The 18,921-nt window shown below is 40.1% G+C and carries 16 protein-coding genes; 6 read left to right on the top strand and 10 right to left on the bottom strand.

The window, feature by feature from the left end; genetic code table 11:
* Window positions 1-226 precede the first annotated feature (226 nt).
* On the top strand, window positions 227-1,216 hold the full coding sequence (locus tag GGQ60_RS04255) for an NAD-dependent epimerase/dehydratase family protein (RefSeq protein ID WP_183760183.1): 990 nt from the start codon (window positions 227-229) through the stop codon (window positions 1,214-1,216).
* Window positions 1,217-1,322: 106 nt separating this feature from the next.
* Here GGQ60_RS04255 and GGQ60_RS04250 read toward each other — a convergent pair whose 3' ends face one another.
* Window positions 1,323-1,976 (bottom strand): thioredoxin family protein, encoded by a 654-nt coding sequence (locus GGQ60_RS04250; protein ID WP_183760181.1) that lies wholly within the window; start codon window positions 1,974-1,976, stop codon window positions 1,323-1,325.
* 246 nt (window positions 1,977-2,222) lie between these two features.
* Window positions 2,223-3,200 (bottom strand): NmrA/HSCARG family protein, encoded by a 978-nt coding sequence (locus GGQ60_RS04245; RefSeq protein ID WP_221235877.1) that lies wholly within the window; start codon window positions 3,198-3,200, stop codon window positions 2,223-2,225.
* 102 nt (window positions 3,201-3,302) lie between these two features.
* Here GGQ60_RS04245 and GGQ60_RS04240 point away from each other — a divergent pair, with 102 nt between their 5' ends.
* Window positions 3,303-3,680: a winged helix-turn-helix transcriptional regulator gene (locus GGQ60_RS04240; RefSeq protein ID WP_183760179.1), complete on the top strand. Its 378-nt coding sequence runs from the start codon at window positions 3,303-3,305 to the stop codon at window positions 3,678-3,680.
* 22 nt (window positions 3,681-3,702) lie between these two features.
* On the opposite strand, the gene GGQ60_RS04235 is transcribed toward GGQ60_RS04240, so the two are convergent.
* Entirely contained in the window at window positions 3,703-5,844 is a 2,142-nt protein-coding gene (locus GGQ60_RS04235) for a GH92 family glycosyl hydrolase (protein ID WP_183760177.1), read from the bottom strand.
* 324 nt (window positions 5,845-6,168) lie between these two features.
* Between GGQ60_RS04235 and GGQ60_RS04230 the strand changes: the two genes are divergently transcribed.
* Together GGQ60_RS04230 and GGQ60_RS04225 are read left to right on the top strand one after the other, a co-directional pair.
* Window positions 6,169-8,325, top strand: coding sequence for a glycoside hydrolase family 95 protein (locus GGQ60_RS04230; protein WP_183760175.1), 2,157 nt, complete (start codon window positions 6,169-6,171; stop codon window positions 8,323-8,325).
* Between the two features lie 99 nt (window positions 8,326-8,424).
* Window positions 8,425-8,784, top strand: a complete 360-nt coding sequence (locus GGQ60_RS04225) for a nuclear transport factor 2 family protein (protein ID WP_183760173.1) — start codon at window positions 8,425-8,427, stop codon at window positions 8,782-8,784.
* Here the strand turns inward: GGQ60_RS04225 and GGQ60_RS04220 are convergent, their stop codons facing one another.
* Together GGQ60_RS04220 and GGQ60_RS04215 are read right to left on the bottom strand one after the other, a co-directional pair.
* Entirely contained in the window at window positions 8,785-9,036 is a 252-nt protein-coding gene (locus tag GGQ60_RS04220; RefSeq protein ID WP_183760171.1) for a hypothetical protein, read from the bottom strand. It lies immediately after the preceding gene.
* 78 nt (window positions 9,037-9,114) lie between these two features.
* Window positions 9,115-10,539 carry a glycoside hydrolase family 125 protein gene (locus GGQ60_RS04215; protein WP_183760169.1) on the bottom strand — a complete coding sequence of 475 codons (1,425 nt, stop codon included), beginning with the start codon at window positions 10,537-10,539 and terminating at the stop codon, window positions 9,115-9,117.
* A 225-nt stretch (window positions 10,540-10,764) separates the two neighbouring features.
* Between GGQ60_RS04215 and GGQ60_RS04210 the strand changes: the two genes are divergently transcribed.
* Complete coding sequence (locus tag GGQ60_RS04210) at window positions 10,765-11,988, top strand: acetyltransferase domain-containing protein (protein ID WP_221235876.1); 1,224 nt, start codon at window positions 10,765-10,767, stop codon at window positions 11,986-11,988.
* Here the strand turns inward: GGQ60_RS04210 and GGQ60_RS04205 are convergent.
* The 4 genes from GGQ60_RS04205 to mutS form a co-directional block, all read right to left on the bottom strand.
* Window positions 11,985-12,590 (bottom strand): thioredoxin family protein, encoded by a 606-nt coding sequence (locus GGQ60_RS04205; RefSeq protein ID WP_183760167.1) that lies wholly within the window; start codon window positions 12,588-12,590, stop codon window positions 11,985-11,987. The genes GGQ60_RS04210 and GGQ60_RS04205 overlap by 4 nt on opposite strands.
* A gap of 6 nt (window positions 12,591-12,596) precedes the next feature.
* Entirely contained in the window at window positions 12,597-13,064 is a 468-nt protein-coding gene (locus GGQ60_RS04200; RefSeq protein WP_183760165.1) for a TlpA disulfide reductase family protein, read from the bottom strand.
* 401 nt (window positions 13,065-13,465) lie between these two features.
* Window positions 13,466-13,993 (bottom strand): C40 family peptidase, encoded by a 528-nt coding sequence (locus GGQ60_RS04195; RefSeq protein ID WP_183760164.1) that lies wholly within the window; start codon window positions 13,991-13,993, stop codon window positions 13,466-13,468.
* Window positions 13,994-14,064: 71 nt separating this feature from the next.
* Window positions 14,065-16,644 (bottom strand): DNA mismatch repair protein MutS, encoded by a 2,580-nt coding sequence (gene mutS / locus GGQ60_RS04190; RefSeq protein WP_183760162.1) that lies wholly within the window; start codon window positions 16,642-16,644, stop codon window positions 14,065-14,067.
* A gap of 428 nt (window positions 16,645-17,072) precedes the next feature.
* Between mutS and GGQ60_RS22875 the strand changes: the two genes are divergently transcribed.
* Entirely contained in the window at window positions 17,073-17,822 is a 750-nt protein-coding gene (locus GGQ60_RS22875) for a phospholipase D-like domain-containing protein (protein WP_221235874.1), read from the top strand.
* A gap of 300 nt (window positions 17,823-18,122) precedes the next feature.
* Here the strand turns inward: GGQ60_RS22875 and GGQ60_RS04180 are convergent, their stop codons facing one another.
* Entirely contained in the window at window positions 18,123-18,863 is a 741-nt protein-coding gene (locus GGQ60_RS04180; RefSeq protein WP_183760160.1) for a menaquinone biosynthetic enzyme MqnA/MqnD family protein, read from the bottom strand.
* Between the last annotated feature and the right edge of the window lie 58 nt (window positions 18,864-18,921).

Below are 18,921 nucleotides of genomic sequence, written 5' to 3'. Positions count from 1 at the left end.
TCCTTCCGTAAATCAATAGGAGATTCGAAAAGGCCTAACGAGATCGTTGAATTTTTCCTTGTCGGGCTGTTGGTACTAAAATCCACCAAAAACCGATCATCCTTATTCGGTGAGGAAATAAAATAATTGGACTTTTGTATCTTTAATCCGTAGCGGCTGTGGTGATAAAATGCCGTTATATCGACAGTTTTTTTCTGACGTTAGCACTAATTTTAAACTTCAAGAAATGAAAATACTCATAACAGGAACAAGCGGGCATTTAGGAGAAGCAATAGCCAGGCAATTAAAAGCAAATCACCGCGATTATATCGGGCTCGACCTGAATCCATCAGAATTCACTACTCATACAGGATCAATTACCAACACAGCACTGGTAAACAGCCTGGTAAACCAGGTCGATTTTATAATTCACACGGCAACACTTCACAAACCCCATGTTGGTACACATGCCAGCCAGGATTTTATAGACACCAACATCACAGGTACACTCACCTTATTGGAAGCAGCACGAAAAGCAAACATTAAAGGCTTTATTTATACCAGCACCACAAGTACTTTCGGCGATACCTTAACGCCTAAGCCAAATGAGCCGGCAATTTGGATAACCGAAAAAACAATTGGCCTTCCAAAGAACATTTACGGGGTTACAAAAAGTGCCGCTGAAGATCTTTGCCAAATATTCTGCCGTAACCATAAGTTACCCTGCCTGGTTTTAAAAACATCGCGATTCTTTCCCGAAGAAGATGACAAGAAATCAATCAGGGAAAATTATCAGGACCTGAACATCAAGGCAACCGAGTACTTATATCGCAGGGTGGATGTTGAAGATGTGGTAACCGCTCACTTATTAGCCATTGACAAAGTACAGGAAATTGGCTTTGGTAAATATATCATCAGTTCAACCTCACCATTTGAACAGCAGCATTTAACGGAACTCCACACTGATGCCAGTGCAGTGGTTGAAAAAATATTTCCGGACTTCAGAACATTATTTGCAAAGAAAGGCTGGACAATGCTACCAAAGATTGATCGTGTTTATGTAAATGAAAAAGCAAGATGTGAATTAGGCTGGAAACCCAAGTACGACTTTGGCTATGTATTAGATTGTATTGCCGCAGGCAAAGACTTTCGCAGTCAACTATCACTTGATGTAGGCATAAAAGGTTATCATGCTGAAACCTTTACGGAAGGCCCATACCCTGTACTGGATATATAGAAAAAGCGCCTGTGTTAAGTTCAAGTTTTTTCATTTTACACCGATCAATCAGTACACGCCTTTGCTAATATTTCTACAAACTAAAATTAACCCATAGGATTAAAATTTAGTTTGTAGAAGATAAAGACATGGAAAGTTTATTTGAAGGAGCTTTGCCAAAATGGTCAGTATACCATTCAATGAGTTGAACAGACTTAAACTGACTGTTCCCATTCACACCTCTAATGAACCGTTTGGCAGATTTGGTTCCATCTTCACCCTTCATGGCTTGGCAAATCACATAATCAACTATAATTTTGTCTTCAGGTTTCGGTCCCTTGTAAGATAATATTGCACCGTCTTTTCCAATAATAAATGGTGCGGGATCACTAATTTTCAGAATCCTCCTGAATTCGGCTGATGAATCATTATCAACGAGCCTGTTAACATTTGCGGAGGTATCTGAACCTACACAAAGATTGGCAAACACTACGTCCGGATATTTAGCAAAGCGCTTTTTTAATAAAAGGTATTCTTTTTCCTGCTCAGCAGACAGTTTTTTATCCTTCCAAACATATAGATAAACTGTTTTTCCACTGTATAAATTGCCAAAAGTTTGATGCTTTCCCTTCAAATCTACAAGCTGTATATCAGAAATATGAGTACTGGTATAGTCGTTATAATTTTTAACCAGGAGTTTAGCAAATCCCTTAACCATCATTGTGCAAGAATTTGCAAGAACGCAAAGGGCGAAAATAAAAAGGTAGATAGATTTTTTCATGTTAAAATGGTTTGGTGCTACAGCTATATATTAATTATGTTTTGAGGAAAGACGATCAAGATTGATCGAAGGTTGCATCACCATTCATTTTTATAGATAAAGGCATTATGTACAGTGCTTTTTTTTGTCCTGAAAAAAATATACCGTATTCCCTGCATAAAAACATATTACTTTCCTTGAATGAAGATACCAGGAATAAAGCCGTACATAACCGGAAATGATCACTTTTCAGCAGGCAAAAGTTAATTAAAACGCCAGCTTTTCACCTTGCCAGCCTGAGCTGCGCAGAAACTCTTCCCAGGTCAGGCTATTCGCATTGATCTTTCTGCTCCATTGCAAATCACGATCTTCTTTAAAATAACCATATTCGACCGCATATTCTGCCATTCCCAGAATCTCACTGACCAAAAGTTCATTAGTGCTAAATTCAGGAAAATGGTGAAGCATCTCCTCCCGGGTAAACGCCGAACTATAGGCAGCCTTTTTTCCCGTAACCTTTGCGAAAGTATCAACCATTTCCTTTGGGGAGATCATATCGCCAATCACCGGCAATGATTTACCTGCATAATATTCAGGATTTGAAAAAATTTCCAGTACAGCTGGCCCGGTAGCCGTAAGAGGGTCTACAAAAGGTGCACGGAAATCTTTTGGTAAGTAAATAGGAAACACCAGTGTATCGCCATCCATACGGGGAGGATAAAACTCCATAAGGTTGGTATAGAAAAAAGCCATATAGATAAATGAGCTAGTAATCGGAAGTGTTCGTATATATTCTTCAATCTTGGCTTTGTCAGTGAAATGAGGGGCAAATTTCTTGCCATCTGTAATTTTATCTACATTTTCAAGGCTACTGAAAATAATATGCTGAACACCTGCTTCAACAGCAGCATCTGCTAACTGGATGCCCAATTCCATTTCATGTGTTTGCGGCGGAGCAATGCTTGGGGTCATCATGAAAACACCATATGATCCCCGGAATGCTTCCACAAAATCTTTTTTATAACCGAGATCAAGCGGTATACCTATCAGTTCAGCTCCCAGCCCGGACAAATGCTGCGCCTCATGCGAATCAATCCGCCTGGTAATCCCGCGCACCCGGTAACGTCCGCTTTCTAAGAGTGTACGTGCTGCACTCAGTCCCTGTTTTCCTAAAACACCCACAATAGTAATTAAAGGTTTCTCTTGTTTTCTTATTGCCTCAGCGGCATTTAAGTCTGATTTCATGTGTATTATATTTTAACTATAAAAATTATAGTTGCAAAACTATTTTTAGTTAAATAGATTTGCAATAACTATCCAAAACGATAGGTCAAAAAAGAAATACAGATGAAAACAGAATGTATAGCTGATTACGTGAAACTAAAAGGAAAAATTTATCCGTGTACAGTAAGCCTGGCAATGGATCTGATCGGTGGAAAATGGAAAGCCGTAATCCTTTATCATTTAAAAGATACTGAAAAGCGTTACAATGAACTTCGAAAAGAGATGCCGCATATCACCGAAATGACATTGAGTTTACAGTTAAAACAGCTGGAAAAAGATGGCCTGGTATCCAGAAAAGTATATGGCGAAAAGCCACCGATTAAGGTTGTTTATGCTCTGACCGATTTTGGAAAAACATTTATACCCATTTTAGAGACCATCACCATGTGGGGAAATCAGATCGTATCAGAAAAAGGTGAATTTGTGACAAACGAGCGATAAATATTTAGCTTCCTGAAAGTTTTTATTTAGTATTAATTTCTACCTTACCCCCATTCCTGAACAGATCATGAGAAATAAAATAGCCCTGGTTAATTTTTCCATCTACTTTAATTTCGGTAATACCCCTGCCCTTGCCAGGCTTGCTAATGGTTAACACTTTACCACTGCTGGTTTTCCATTTTACCTCATCAAAAAGCGGCGCGGTAACGATATAATTTGGATCGGTTGCCGAAAATGGATACAATCCCAGTGAACCAAATACATACCAGGCCGACATCTCGCCGGCATCATCCATGCCGGAAAGTGCTAAACCTTCGTCCCCTATGCCGTATAATTCGTTTAAGATTTTATCAATAATTTTTTGCGATTTTTCGGGTTTGCCGATAATAGTATATGCAAAGGGCGCTTCATGATCAGGCTGATTGCCCTGGCAATATTGCCCAATCATGGTTTCAACATTGCGTGCAATGTATTTAGGGTTCCAGGGCAAGGTGAATAATGAATCCAGTTTGGATTCAAATTCTTTCGCACCCCCATATAGTTCAATTAACCCTTTCATATCATGCGGAGCATAAAACGAAACCTGCCAGGCATTGGCTTCCCTGTACATGTATTCGTAATAAGGATATTGTGGGTTAAAAGGTTTAATCCAGTCGCCATTATCTAATCGCCCCCTCATAAAACGGGTAACTGGATCAAACATGTTTTTATAATTTTTAGACCTGGCCATTAAAATCCGGTAATTACTGCTGTCGCCCAGTTTCTTCGCGATCTGTGCCAGCGAGTAATCATCGTAAGAATACTCTAATGTTTTAGAAACACCCGCTTTCGCTTTGGTTTCTACATGTGGATTTTTTACATCAGGATCGGAAATATACCCCTTCTCGATATATTCCTTTACAAACGGACGGGCACCACCATCTACGTTGGCATTACGTAATAAAAGCTGATAAGTACCTTGAATATCGAAATCATCAATCCCCCTTAAGTAAGAACCGGCAATAGACGATGCCCCATGATCGCCGTGAAAAAAGGTTGGGATGAAACCGGTTTTATCGCCCACATCTTTCATTGATTTGATTACATCCAAGGTCACTTTAGGCGTAATTAAACCTAAAAGTACATCTTTATTGCGGTAGGTATCCCAAAGTGATGGCTCGGTATAATAGTTAAAATTGCCTTTAACTACGTTTCGTTTTGCATCTTTAAATTCACCATTCACATCACTTCTCAAAGCTGGCCATAAAAAAGACCGGTACAGACACGAATATAACAGCTGTTTTTGTTTCTCCGTACCACCTTTAACCCGGATGTTGGACAACAGGCCCTCCCATTTTGCAGTAGCCTCATCCCTTATCTGCATAAAGGTTTTATGACCGATCTCCTTTTCTAAATTTTCTTTGGCATTGGCTGTACTCACAAAAGAAAGGCCTATTTTTAGTTCTACCGGTCCTTTGCCCCCATCAGCCAGATGCACAATGGCATAACCTGAGCGTTTGCCGGCATCTTTTTGATTGAGTTTAGCTATTTTGCCATTTACGGTAGCATAGAAATAAATATTTTCACCACCCTGAAAACCCTGTACAGCCGAGGTACCCACTTGTTCGATATTCCAGGTAGAAACACCGCTATTGGCTTTACCCATTAAAAAAAGTATTTGCCGGTCACGGCTATTTTTGTATTCGTATTGATGAAATCCTGCCCTTAAAGTTGAAGTGAGCTTTACATTTACTTCATAATCATCCAGGTAAACCTGATAATAACCTGGCGCAGAACTTTCATTTTTATGCGAAAATTTTGATCCAAACTTATCTGTTGGATTAGAAAGCGGTAAAACCGGAATATTACAGAGGTTCCAATGACCTTTATTGGTATGCGCAAAACCGTAAATGATATCATCTTCATATTCATAACCGGCACCGGAGCCAAATTCCGTAACCGGACTTAATTGCACCATGGCGTTGGGCAGCGAGCTACCCGGGAAAGTTAAACCTGCCCACGATCGCCAACCCTGGGGTAATTCGTACCCCAAGATTTTGGGATCAGTTAAAGGCGCAGTACCAATAAAGGTGTTTACGTATTTCGTTAATTTGGTTTGCGCCTGAGTTTGATACCCAAAGCTCAGAAACAGGAGAATGTTTAACAATCTGGTTAGTGATTTCATTTTAAATAAAACGTTTTAGTAAAAATATAAAATCTATCAGGCCTGGCAATAAAATATCATAATAGTTACCAATTAATTTAAAGAATACGGCAACATACTATGCTTAAATAGTTGAATAATTTGCCAAATAACGGGATGCTTTATTGCCTGGCTTTTCGTGCCTCCTATTCTATTTTATATATCTTTGGTTCACACACTAATCAAATAACCAACATGCTTCCAAATTACAGGCAAAACATTTTTTGCACGGTATTATCGTGTTTATTACTCTTTTCCTTTCCAAACCGCCTTTTAGCTCAGAACAAAGAAAATCCTGCTTTCACCATGTGGGACAATAAGCCGGCGTCCAAATGGATGACCGAAGCCTATCCCATTGGCAATGGCCGCATTGGCGGGATGATTTTCGGCGGTGTAGATCAGGAACACATTCAGTTTAACGACAATACGCTTTGGACGGGAGATGAAAATGACCGAGGCATGTACCAGGCTTTTGGCGATCTGTTTATTGATTTCGGCAATAAAGATAAGCCATTTACCAGCTATAGCCGCAAATTGGATATTACCAAAGCGGTTCATACCATTAACTACGCACAAAATGGCACCGAATTTAAACGCGAATATTTTTGCAGCTTTCCGGATAAAGTAATGGTACTGCGGTTCACAGCTAACCAGAAAAAAGCTTACTCGGCCATGGTGAGTTTAAAAGATGCACATCAGGGCACCATAAGCGCGGGCAAAAATACCATCAGTATTACCGGTAAACTACCCAACGGCATGACTTACCAGGCCACTGCTTTAGTTAAAGTAGAAGGTGGAAAGCTGGAAGCAATAAAAGATGGTGATCAGGAAAAATTAAAAATAACGGGTGCAGATGCGGTTACGCTTATTTTTACGGCAGCAACCAATTACCTCAATAAACGCGAACAACACTGGAAAGGTGAAGAACCTGCGCCTAAAATTGAACGCGTTTTAAACGCGGTTAAGGCTAAAACTTATGATGACCTTTTAAAAACACACATCGGGGATTACCGCCGCTTGTATAACCGCCTTTCTATAAATCTTGGAACGGTTAATATCGCGACCCAAAAACTGCCAACCTACCAAAGGCTGATCAATTATAAAAAGGTAGCCGATCCGGCACTCGAAGCCTTAATTTTTCAATATGGCAGGTACCTGTTAATCAGTTCATCCAGACCGGGTGGCTTACCGGCAAACCTGCAGGGGCTTTGGAACGAAAGTAATACCCCACCCTGGGGAAGCGATTACCACTCCAACATCAATATCCAGATGAACTATTGGCTGGCCGAGCCGACCAATCTTTCTGAATGTCAGATCCCGTACCTCGACTACATTAATAGCATGCGGGAAGTGAGTGCAATAGCTACCCGCAAGCAGTATCCCAATACCAGGGGCTGGACGGTAAAAACCGAAAACAATATTTTTGGTGGCATGAGCTTCCTTTGGAATACCCCTGGCAGTGCCTGGTATGCACAGGCGCTCTGGGAGCATTATGCCTTTACAAAAGATAAAAATTATCTGAAGAATTTCGCTTACCCGATTATAAAGGAAATTGCCGAGTTTTGGGATGACCATTTAAAAAGAAGGCCCGACGGAACATTGGTATCGCCATTGGGATGGTCGCCGGAACACGGGCCTACCGAAGATGGGGTAACGCACGACCAACAGATCGTATTTGACCTGTTTACCAACTATATAGAAGCCGCTGACGTTTTAGGTATTGATGCTGATTATAAAAACCATATTGCGGATCTTAAAGCGCATTTACTGAAACCAAAAATCGGGAAATGGGGACAACTGCAGGAATGGGAAACCGACCGCGACGACCCTAAAGATCAGCACAGGCATATTTCCCATTTATTTGGTTTACACCCTGGCAGGGAAATCAGCACCATTAAAACGCCGGAATTGGCAAAAGCGGCTAGGGTTACGCTAACGGCCCGTGGCGATGAATCAACCGGTTGGTCTATGGCCTGGAAAATGAATTTCTGGGCACGTTTGCAGGATGGCAATCACGCTTATAAAATCTTGCAGAACTTTATCACTCCTGTTGGTGGCTCAGGTACCGATTATAACAAAGGGGGTGGAATTTATGCCAACCTATTTTGTGCACACCCGCCCTTTCAGATTGACGGAAACTTTGGCTATACTGCCGGCATTTCAGAAATGCTGCTGCAAAGCCAAACCGGCGAATTGCAGTTTTTACCCGCTTTACCTGACCAATGGGCCACAGGAAGTATCCAGGGCTTAAGGGCCAGGGGTAATTTCGAAATTACGGATCTGCAATGGAAAGATGGTAAAATTGTAAAACTCTCCATTAAATCATTATCGGGCGAAAACTGTATTGTAAGAAGTCCTCATCAACTTAAAAGCAATATAAAAGGAATAACCGAGGAAAAACAGGGAAAAGATTTCAGGTATAGCTTTAATACCGTGGCCGGAAAAACATATCAGTTTAATTAAATACATACAAAAGGTTTAAACGTTCTCGACCTGAAAGCCATTCACTAATGCGCTGAAACATTTTTTTATGTCTGAATGTTTATTTCCAAAGCAATTATTATGAGTTCTTTTAACAGTAACAGACTATTCACTGAGCACAATGCAAAAGTTGTAGTACAGGATTTTTTAAGTGCCCTAAACGCCGAAGATTTTGACCTGGCACGGCAGCAACTGCACGATGATCTGCATTTTAAGGGCGTTATGGGCGAAAGAAGCGGTGCCGATGTCTATATCGAGGACATGAAAAAAATGAAATTCAAATATGATGTAAAAAAGGTATTTGCAGATGGAGAAGAGGTTTGCCTTTGGTACGACATTAATATGGGGCCCAAAACGATTTTTGCCTGTGGCTGGTATAAACTGAGAGATGAAAAGATCCAATCGTTTCAGGTGATCTTCGATCCGAGACCGATTTTATAACTAACAAACCTGTTTAAGCTTTTTTACTTCAATTTCACCATGGGCCAATACAAAGCAGAACATTAAAAATTCATCGGTTTCGCTGATTTTAATCTTTTGAATGGTACCGGACAGGTCCTGGTTGTTATTAATCAAATCGCCAACCTTTAATTCTAAAAGTGTTGAAGTGGGGAGTTTATCGCTTACAAAAATGCTGGCCATATTACAATTGGTATAAAGTTGCAATTTACAGGTTAAAATGAGGTTAAGCATGTGTTGAACAAAAGAAAACCGTGTTTATATCAATTGTCAGGTTAAACAAGACCATCAACACCAACACGGTTTTTCTGATTATGGCTTTAATAAAGCGGGTTTCTCGTGGTAAGTTTTCCAGAGGAGCTCACCAAATAAGGTATTCGACCAGGCAAACCAGGCCCTGGTAAAATTAGCCGGGTTATCTTTATGGAACGATTCGTGCATAAAACCTTTGCCAGCATGTGTTTTGCGTAAACTTTCTATACAGGCTTTAATTTCGGCATCGTCTTTAGAGGTTAATGCCCGCATGGTGATGCTCATGGGCCAAATCATATCCTGGCCGGCATGCGGACCACCGATTCCTTCTGCTGCAGTTCCCTTAAAGAAATACGGGTTATCTTTCGAAAGCGCAAATTTCCGGGTATTCTGATAAATGGGATCTTCAATTTTCATAGCGCCCAAATAAGGTAAACCCAACAAACTAGGCACATTAGAATCGTCCATTAGGTAGGAACTTCCAAATCCATCCACCTCAAAAGCATAAATTTTACCGTATTTTGGATGGTTTACAATGGCGTGTTTCTGAAGGGCAGCATTTACCTCATCTGCAAGATTTAACAAACTGCTTTCGAGGGCCTGGTCGCTGTTTAAGGCCTTAATCATTTCAGCCGCCTGTCTTAAACTCGATACAGCAAAGAAATTAGAGGGCACCAGGAATGGGAAAATGGTAGCATCGTCACTCGGGCGGAAAGCCGAACAAATTAAGCCTACCGGATTTACCGGAAATCCATACCCCGCCATTGGCAACGAATCGGTAGGTTGTGTAGTTTCCCGCTGAAAGTGGTATGGTCCTTTATCCGTTTTTCGCTGTTGCTCTTTAAATGTTTTTAAAGTGGCTTCAATTCCTTTTTTCCAATCGGCATCGAAAGGTGTTTTATCGCCGGTTTTTTTCCAGTAATGGTAAGCTAAACGGATAGGATAACATAACGAGTCAATTTCCCATTTGCGTTCGTGTACGCCCGGCTGCATGGCTGTTTTATCGGTTTTCCATTCTCCTACTTTGCTGGCATCGCCATAAAAAGCATTGGCATAGGGGTCTTTCAGAATGCATTTGGTTTGGTGTATAATTACACCGGCAATCAGTTTTTTTAACGGCTCGTCTTCGTTTACAAATTGCAGGTAAGGCCAAACCTGTGCCGAACTATCGCGTAGCCACATGGCATCAATGTCTCCGGTAATTACATAGGTATCGGGTCTGCCCCCATTTTCGGTATAATAAACCGTTGTATCTAAGGTATTAGGAAAACAGTTTTCGAACAACCAGGCGAGTTCAGGGTTTTTAACATTGGCCTGAAAGGTTTTAATGGCATTATCTACTGCCTTGCTCTGGAAATGTCTCTTCCCCGCGGCTACACGTACAACAGGAAATCCGGGGGCTAAATTAGCTGCAAAAGAGAATTTGGAAGCCATTACGCCTGCTCCAAGCAAACCTGTGTTTTGTATAAATGTTCTTCTGTTCATTACGATGTGTATAGTCTTTTTAGCTTTAATGAGCACTAACCGGCTATTGTTGATACGTGGTCTGTTTAATAGGATATTCGGTTAGCATTTAACAAATATTAGGATAATTTTTTGAAGATCAAAATTCGAATTGCCAATTAAGATACTCCTAAATCGATTTTCTTGATGAGTTAGCGGTACAGCGAAATCGCCCATAATACAAAGTTCTAACCCAGGTAGAAATCAATGGAATTTGTATCTTTATTAACCAAACTTCTTGCTATGGATGCAGCACAAACTACACGATCGAAACGTATTTTATCTATTGATATCCTTCGCGGCCTGGTGATGATCATTATGGCTTTGGATCATACCCGCGATTTTTTTCATATCGGCGCCATGACAGGCGATCCCTTAAACCCCGATACCACCACCGGTATGTTGTTTTTTACCCGCTGGATTACGCACTTTTGCGCGCCGACCTTTGTTTTTTTATCAGGTTTATCGGCTTATTTATCGGCACAACATAAAACACCCGGCTCGGCCAGTTCTTTTTTAGCAAAGCGGGGGCTGTGGCTCATTTTTGTAGAATTAGTGATAATCACTTTCGGACTAACTTTTAACCCAGGTTATAACTTTCTTATCCTGCAGGTCATCTGGGCTATAGGTACCAGCATGATTTTTTTGGCAATTTTCAGTCGCTTATCCTATAAAGTAGTATTCATTGTTGGATTGTTGCTCGTTTTCGGACATAACCTTTTTAACTTATTTCCTGCTCCCGTAGACCCGGATGGCGGTTTACTATTAAAAGTATTTTTTACAGCATCAGGAACAGTTGTCCCGCTTTCAGGCAAGCACTTCATCTACGTATTTTACGCCATCCTTCCATGGACGGGTATCATGTTTATCGGCTATGGAGTTGGTTACTGGTTTAAAAAAGATTATGCTGCAGAGCACAGACAGCGCAATTTATTCATTGCAGGTTTATTTGCCATACTGGTATTTATATCGCTCCGGTTGATCAACATCTACGGCGATCCTGCTCCGAGAAAGGAATATCACGACCTGTTCAAGAATTTACTGGCTTTTTTCAATGTAAGCAAATACCCGCCCTCTTTACAATATGCATGCATGACCTTAGGCCCAGCCATGCTCTTTTTGGCAGTTACAGAAAAAGTAAACAATTGGTTTACCAAAGTAACTTCGGTATACGGTGCGGTTCCGTTTTTCTATTACGTATTGCACTTTTACCTGCTGCATACCCTGCTGGTTATTGTATTTTTTGCTACAGGACATGGCACTAAAGAAATTGTTCAGGTACCCTTTATGTTCAGGCCTGCAATATTTGGTTTCCATTTACCGCTTGTTTATTTAATCTGGCTGGCTGTAGTGGCATCGCTCTATTGGCCTTGCAGGTGGTTTAAAAGATACAAAGAAACACACCGGCAATGGTGGTTAAGCTATGTTTAACCCTTTTTCCATTTGATGGTACAACCCACAGCCTTAGTTGCGGTAACGGTAGGCTTTTTACCTGTGGATAGTTCGTTTATTGCATTTTTAACATATTCGATTTTTGTCGCATTTGCCTCCTCAGGATCATTATCTATTGCACCGATGTATTCAACTACATTACCTTTATTGGTTTTATTCAGCAAAAAAACATGTGGCGTTCTGGTTGCGCCAAACTGCTTGGTAACCACATGACCGGGGTCTAGTAAGTAAGGGAAATTGAATTTCTTTTCAGCTGCCAAAGCCTGCATTTTTTCAAAACTTTCGGCCGGAACAGCTCCCGCATCATTAGGGTTAATGGCAATAACCGGGTATCCTTTTGCGGCAAAACTGCTATTAAGTTCGGCTACCCGGGCCTGATAAGCCTGGGCTACCGGACAGGTATTACAGGTAAAAACCACAATAAAACCCTTGGCATCTTTGTAATCTGCCATTGAGACTGTTTTATTGTCTACATTTTTTAAGGCGAAATCTTTCACTACATCACCAACTTTATACCCTTCGCTTTGTGCACTGACACCCAGCGAAATTAACATCAAACCCATTAGAAATAACTGTTTCATAGCTGTTTATTTAAAGTTTAACAAAGTATTTTCAAGTTGTTTCTCTGTAAATTCCTGTTCGTAAAACCGCCGGGTTTTCTGCTTTACAAATAAGGTTGCAGGTATAGCACCCGTCCATTTAGGATCTATCCTTTCGATATATTTTTGCTGGTCGGGCTCATTTAAAAGAAATACCTCTGCCCTGACCTGGTTTTTAGCGACAAAAGGAATTACTTCTTTTTGCAGTTTCGATTTAAAATCCAAGCTTACCAAAAGCACCTTAACCGGTTTTTTTAAATTGGACAGCCGCAATTTCTCAAAATTCGGCAACTCCGCTACACACGGCGAACACCAGGTGGCCCAGAAGTTAACAACATACGTAGTATCTTTTCCGGCAGCCAGGCGTTTATCCAGCTCATCAAGTGTAAGCAGTTTTACCTGCGCACTTACGGAATAACTTATTAAAGATAAGCAGATTAAAAAAAATATACGCATAGAGAGATAACGAAAAATGAAAAGATTTGTTTTATTATTCTTTGTCATTCTGAGGGATAATTTATTGTATAAAAATCAATATAAGTGACATTTAATTATTGGTCTTGTGCGATAGGCAATTCCCCTCTTTCAGAGGGGTGTCCGCAGGACGGGGTGTTTTATTAGTCCTAGCCGGACAGGGCAGTGCAGCCCGAAAAATTTATTAGGCCGGTTTTAAGTAGAACGGGGGTACTGTGCTATGGCCTAGCTACACGGAAATACACAACACCACAGTTCACTCATTAATAGGCGATTACAAAATAGCATCATTGATAGCAAAGCGAAGAATCTTTTCTTTACTCTAATTTACTCTAAAAGGAAAGATTCTTCATTACATTCAGAATGACATGAACAAACAAATATTAATTAACCGATCCCGATTTAACCAGTACCCGCTGATAGGCAGGTAAACTCAGGTCATCAACAATAACCCCTCTGGTAGTGCTGGCATGTACAAAAAAGCCATTATTGAGGTAAACACCTACATGATCAACATCATTACCGCCAAAAGAGAAAAACACCAGGTCTCCCTCCTTTAACTGATCAATATCTTTCTTGCGGATTACATTGGCCTGATCGCGTGAGATGCGCGGTAATGTTATCCCGTAAATTTCCTTTTCCAACAGATAAGCAAAGCCGGAGCAGTCAACCCCTCCCTTATCCAAACCTCCGAAACGGTACTTCACTCCCGTCCAATCGGTAATAAAGCGGTAAAGCGATTTGCTTTTTAAATTGGCCATGGCATCGGCCGCTTTCGAGGCTTTGGTATCACTTTTAACGGTATATTTTCTTGTTCCGCATGATGAAATGAAGAATACAATTACTATTAAAAAGAATATATTCCTTTGGAGGCGTAAGGTAAAAGGCGTAAGGTTTAAGGTTCTTTCCATCGTATAGTATAATCGTTGTATGTGGTAAGATTTAAAACCTTATGCCTTAAATCCTACGTCCTACAACCTTTCTAATTTTTGATCAATCTTTGTATTTCATCGAGTTTCAGCAGTGCTTCTACAGGCGTTAATGCATTTACATCCAGATTGTTCAGGGTATCGCGGATTTTCACCAGGATAGGATCGTCAATAGCAAACATCTGTAACTGATAAGCCTGATTCTGTACTTTTTTGATGCTGTCTTTTATACTTTGTCCTTCTGTACGGTCTATTTCCAGTTTTTTCAGTATTTCATTGGCACGGCCGATCAGTTTTGGTGGCATACCTGCCATTTTAGCTACGTGTATACCAAAACTATGTTCACTTCCGCCCGGAACCAGTTTACGTAAAAAGATAACTTTATTGGCCATCTCCTTTACCGAAACATTAAAGTTTTTAATGCGCGGCATGGTGTTGGCCAGCTCGTTCAGTTCATGATAGTGGGTAGCAAAAAGCGTTTTCGGTCGGGATGTAGGATGTTGGTGCAAAAACTCTGCGATGGCCCAGGCAATAGAAATACCATCGTAGGTACTTGTTCCGCGGCCAATTTCATCCAATAAAATTAAACTGTTATCCGAAATATTGTTTAGAATACTGGCAGTTTCATTCATTTCCACCATGAAGGTACTTTCTCCTGACGAGATATTATCAGAAGCGCCTACGCGGGTAAAAATCTTATCTACCAAGCCCACTTCAGCATCTTTTGCAGGTACAAACGAACCCATTTGCGCCATCAGCACGATTAAGGCTGTTTGCCTTAGAATAGCCGATTTACCCGCCATGTTGGGGCCGGTGATCATAATAATCTGCTGGCTATCGGTATCCAGGTAAACATCATTCGTGATGTACTCCTGCCCCACAGGCAACTGTTTTTCAATTACCGGGTGCCGTCCGCCTTTAATATCAAGCACCTTATTTTCGGTAACTTTTGGTTTGTTATAGTGGTTTTTAGCAGCCAGTTGTGCAAAGCACAATAAACAATCCAGCTGGGCAATTAAAAAAGAATTGAGTTGTATGGGTTTGATGTAACTGGCTGTTTCGTACATCAGTTCGTTATATAGCCTGATTTCAATGGCTTGGATTTTCTCTTCAGCACCTAAAATCTGGTCTTCATATTCTTTAAGCTCAGGCGTAATATAACGTTCGGCATTTACCAGCGTTTGTTTGCGGATCCATCCCTCCGGCACTTTATCCTTATGGGTATGGGTAACCTCTAAATAATATCCAAAAACATTATTAAAAGCTATTTTTAAGGACGGGATACCGGTAGCTTCCGATTCACGTTTCTGGATCTGCACCAGGTAATCTTTCCCCCCGAATGCAATTTTACGCAAACGGTCTAATTCTTCATCAACACCGTCGGCGATTACATTCCCTTTAATCAGCAAAGCTGGTGGCTCGGCCTGCAATTCCCGCTCAATTCTTTCCCTGATCGCTAAACAGGGGTTCAACTGATCTGCTATTTTAATCAGGAACGGATTTTTAGAATCAGCTGCTAATTTTTTAACGGCTTCGATGTGGTACAATGCGCGCTTTAAGGCCACGAGTTCCCTTGGCCCAACCCGCTGCAAACCTACTTTTGAGATCAGCCGCTCTAAATCGCCGATCTGTTTAATATTATTTAAAAATTCACCCTGCAGTTCTTCATGACCAACAAAATACTCTACCATCCCAAGGCGTTCCTGGATGGGTTTAAGCTCTTTTAAAGGCATGATGATCCATTTTTGCAGCAAACGCGCACCCATTGGGGTACAGGTATGATCCAAAATATCAAAAAGGGTTACCGCATTATCATTTGGCGAATTCACCAGCTCCAGGTTACGGATGGTAAAGCGGTCTAGCCACATATAGCGGTCTTCCTCAATGCGGCTTATCGAACTGATGTGCTGCAGGTTACGGTGCTCAGTTTCGCCCAAATAATGTAAAATCACCCCGGCTGCAACGATTCCACTCTGCAAGCGCTCCACCCCAAAACCTTTTAAAGATGAAACCTCAAAGTGTTTCATCAAGGTTTCGTTACCGAAATCGGCAGTAAAAGGCCATTCGTCTAACCCAAAAGTATAAAAACGGTCGCCAAAGTTTTCAGTAAAGGCTTGTCGCTTAGATTTTTGAAAAATCACCTCTGTAGGCTTAAAACCCTGTAAAAGTTTATCAATATAATCACTATTACCTTGTGCAATTAAAAATTCGCCGGTTGAAATATCTAAAAATGAAATGCCCAACTGCGTTTTATCAAAGAAAACGCAGGCCAGAAAATTGTTCGATTTCTGATTAACAATATTATCGCCATAGGCTACACCCGGGGTAACCAACTCGGTTACACCACGTTTAACAATAGTTTTAGTTGCTTTAGGATCTTCGAGCTGATCGCATATGGCCACCCGCTGCCCCGCCCTAACCAGTTTAGAAAGATAATTATCCAGTGAGTGATGCGGAAAACCTGCCAATTCCAAAGCACCACCATTAGGCCCTGTACCCCTTCGGGTGAGCACTATACCTAAAATCTGTGCCGTTTTAATGGCATCTTCGCCAAAGGTTTCATAAAAATCGCCAACCCTAAATAGTAAAAGTGCACCCGGATACTTCGCTTTAATGGCGTTGTATTGTTGCATTAACGGGGTTTCTTTATTCGTGTCTTTAGCCAAAACTGAAATTAATTTACAAAAGCCATAAAGATAATACGAATAAGCATTCTGTGGCTGTTTTGTTGAAAAATTGAGAAATTGTTTAAAATGGAAAGGTTAATAGGTTAACCGTAAGATATCACAGTCAGCCCATCTAGGCATTACCCCGTCTGTTCCAATTACCGGTTTATACAATTAAGCGGTTAACCATTTTTTGGAAATGAAAGGTCCTGAACATTTCGGGGGCTGCGGTCCTGCTTTTTGCTTGTAGTCCCTCTTTTCAATCGGGAGCTACCGCTTCAATCAGGTTTATGAACAAGGGCTTATTTCTAAGATCACAAATCAAGTAAATTTTCTTAAATTTATTTTCGAGGGCTGTAAATAATTAATCTGATCAAACTATCCCTCATTTTGATATGTTTTACAATAACGCCCTTTGTGATATCTATATTGGAAGCGGAGCTGGCAAGAAGCTTATAAATGATATGAAAGCTGCGAAGCGTTCAGTTAAGATAGTTTCCCCTTTTTTATCTCCTTATTTGATTTCAGAGTTGATCTATCTAAAAGACAACAACATTGATATCAAATTAATTACGACAAATAACATAGAAGATTTTTATGGCTATCGTGAAAAAAATATCTATAAACTGATTATTCAAAATCGAAATACGGACATTCAGAAACAAAGAATCAGAGACAAGTGGATCAATTTTACAAACCGTCTTTCTTACATTGGCTTTAGTTTAATAGCACTATTAATTATCATGGCCTATTATTTCAGGGATGTTAATGTGTTTTTTGGTTTTACGCCTATTATTATCATTTTTTTAATCCAAAGATTATACAAAGCCAAAATAAGAAAACTGCAGATTTACTCTTATTATTATACACAGTTGTTTCCATTTAAAGTATACATAGCTAACGAAAAAACATCTTTAATTCATAGTAAAATTTACTTAATTGATGACCAGATAGCATATATGGGTTCATTAAACTTTACCCAGAGTGGTACTCACTTTAATCATGAAACCCGAATCAGAACAACAGATATAAATGCCATCCGGGAAATAAGGAAAGAAATTGACTTGCTTTTTGAACATCCTTACCTACCGGTTGCAGATTTACAGCTTTGGGGGAAACAAATATATATTGAGCCGATTAACTAAAAATTGTAGTAATGAGAACACCAAATCAATGGGAAATAACCATATTATATAATAGACATTCAGATGGCTGTGCAAAGGGCTGTCATTGCACACATCCGGCAGACGACTGTGCTTGCGATAATTGTCAAAAAAGACATGCTTATAAAACCTACAAAAGTAAAATATTAAAGAAATATCTATTTTATAGACTCAATTAAACATAAAAACAATAAATGAGCACTTTTTACCTCGCAATTAAGATGCTGAAAAGGTTCGGCATAATAATAACAAAAAAGCAATCTGACGAGATTGCTTTTGGAATTACAAACTAACTTTTTCCAGTTCTTCTATATAGCTTAAAAACAGCTTCAACGCTTTTTTACGGTCGTCTGTTACCTCAAATTGCAATTTGTGGTACAAATAGTCATCCAGGTCGAAGTTTGGCAATGCCGGCAACTCCTGTAAAACTTCCTTACGGTGATCTAAACCAAATTTTAACGCAGCATTAAATTCATCTTTAAACGCCTGCGGAATTTCTTTATTGGCCACCCAGGCGGCATACATAAAGGGCAATCCGGTAAAATTTTTCCATTCCTCGCCCATATCGTAAGCGTAAGCAAAATCTTCTTTTTTACCGAAAGTTCTGTCGCCAATTAATACAAAAGCGTCAGTTTCCTCATTTTGATCGGTAGTAAATGATACCTCCTGCTCCCAATGAAATTTGAGCAATACCTTAGCCAGGTTATTTGAGGTTCTGGAATGTGCATCTAAACGCAGGGTTTTAATTTCATTCACCGGTACATGGCTAAAAATAAATACTGAATTTACCGCGCCATCGCTCCCAATACAATAATCGGCTACAATATTGGCGTTGGGCACATAGGGAATAGCTGCCACAGGCATCAAACCTATATCTACCTGATTGCTAATTACTTTCGCCGCACAATCTGAAGGAATATCTAAACTTAAATCAATTTTATTGATAATATCTGAATGCGTTAATCCGTATATAAAAGCTTTAGTGTTGGTGTAAGCAACAGCTGATATTTTAATCTTATTCAAGGTGTTATGCTATTTTTAATTGTTGCCGTCATGCTGAATTTATTTCAGCATCTATCTT

The organism is Pedobacter zeae (genome assembly GCF_014196715.1).
Taxonomy (GTDB): Bacteria; Bacteroidota; Bacteroidia; order Sphingobacteriales; family Sphingobacteriaceae; genus Pedobacter; species Pedobacter zeae.
Note: the sequence above shows the minus strand (reverse complement) of the source record. Positions and strands in the feature narration are given on the sequence as shown.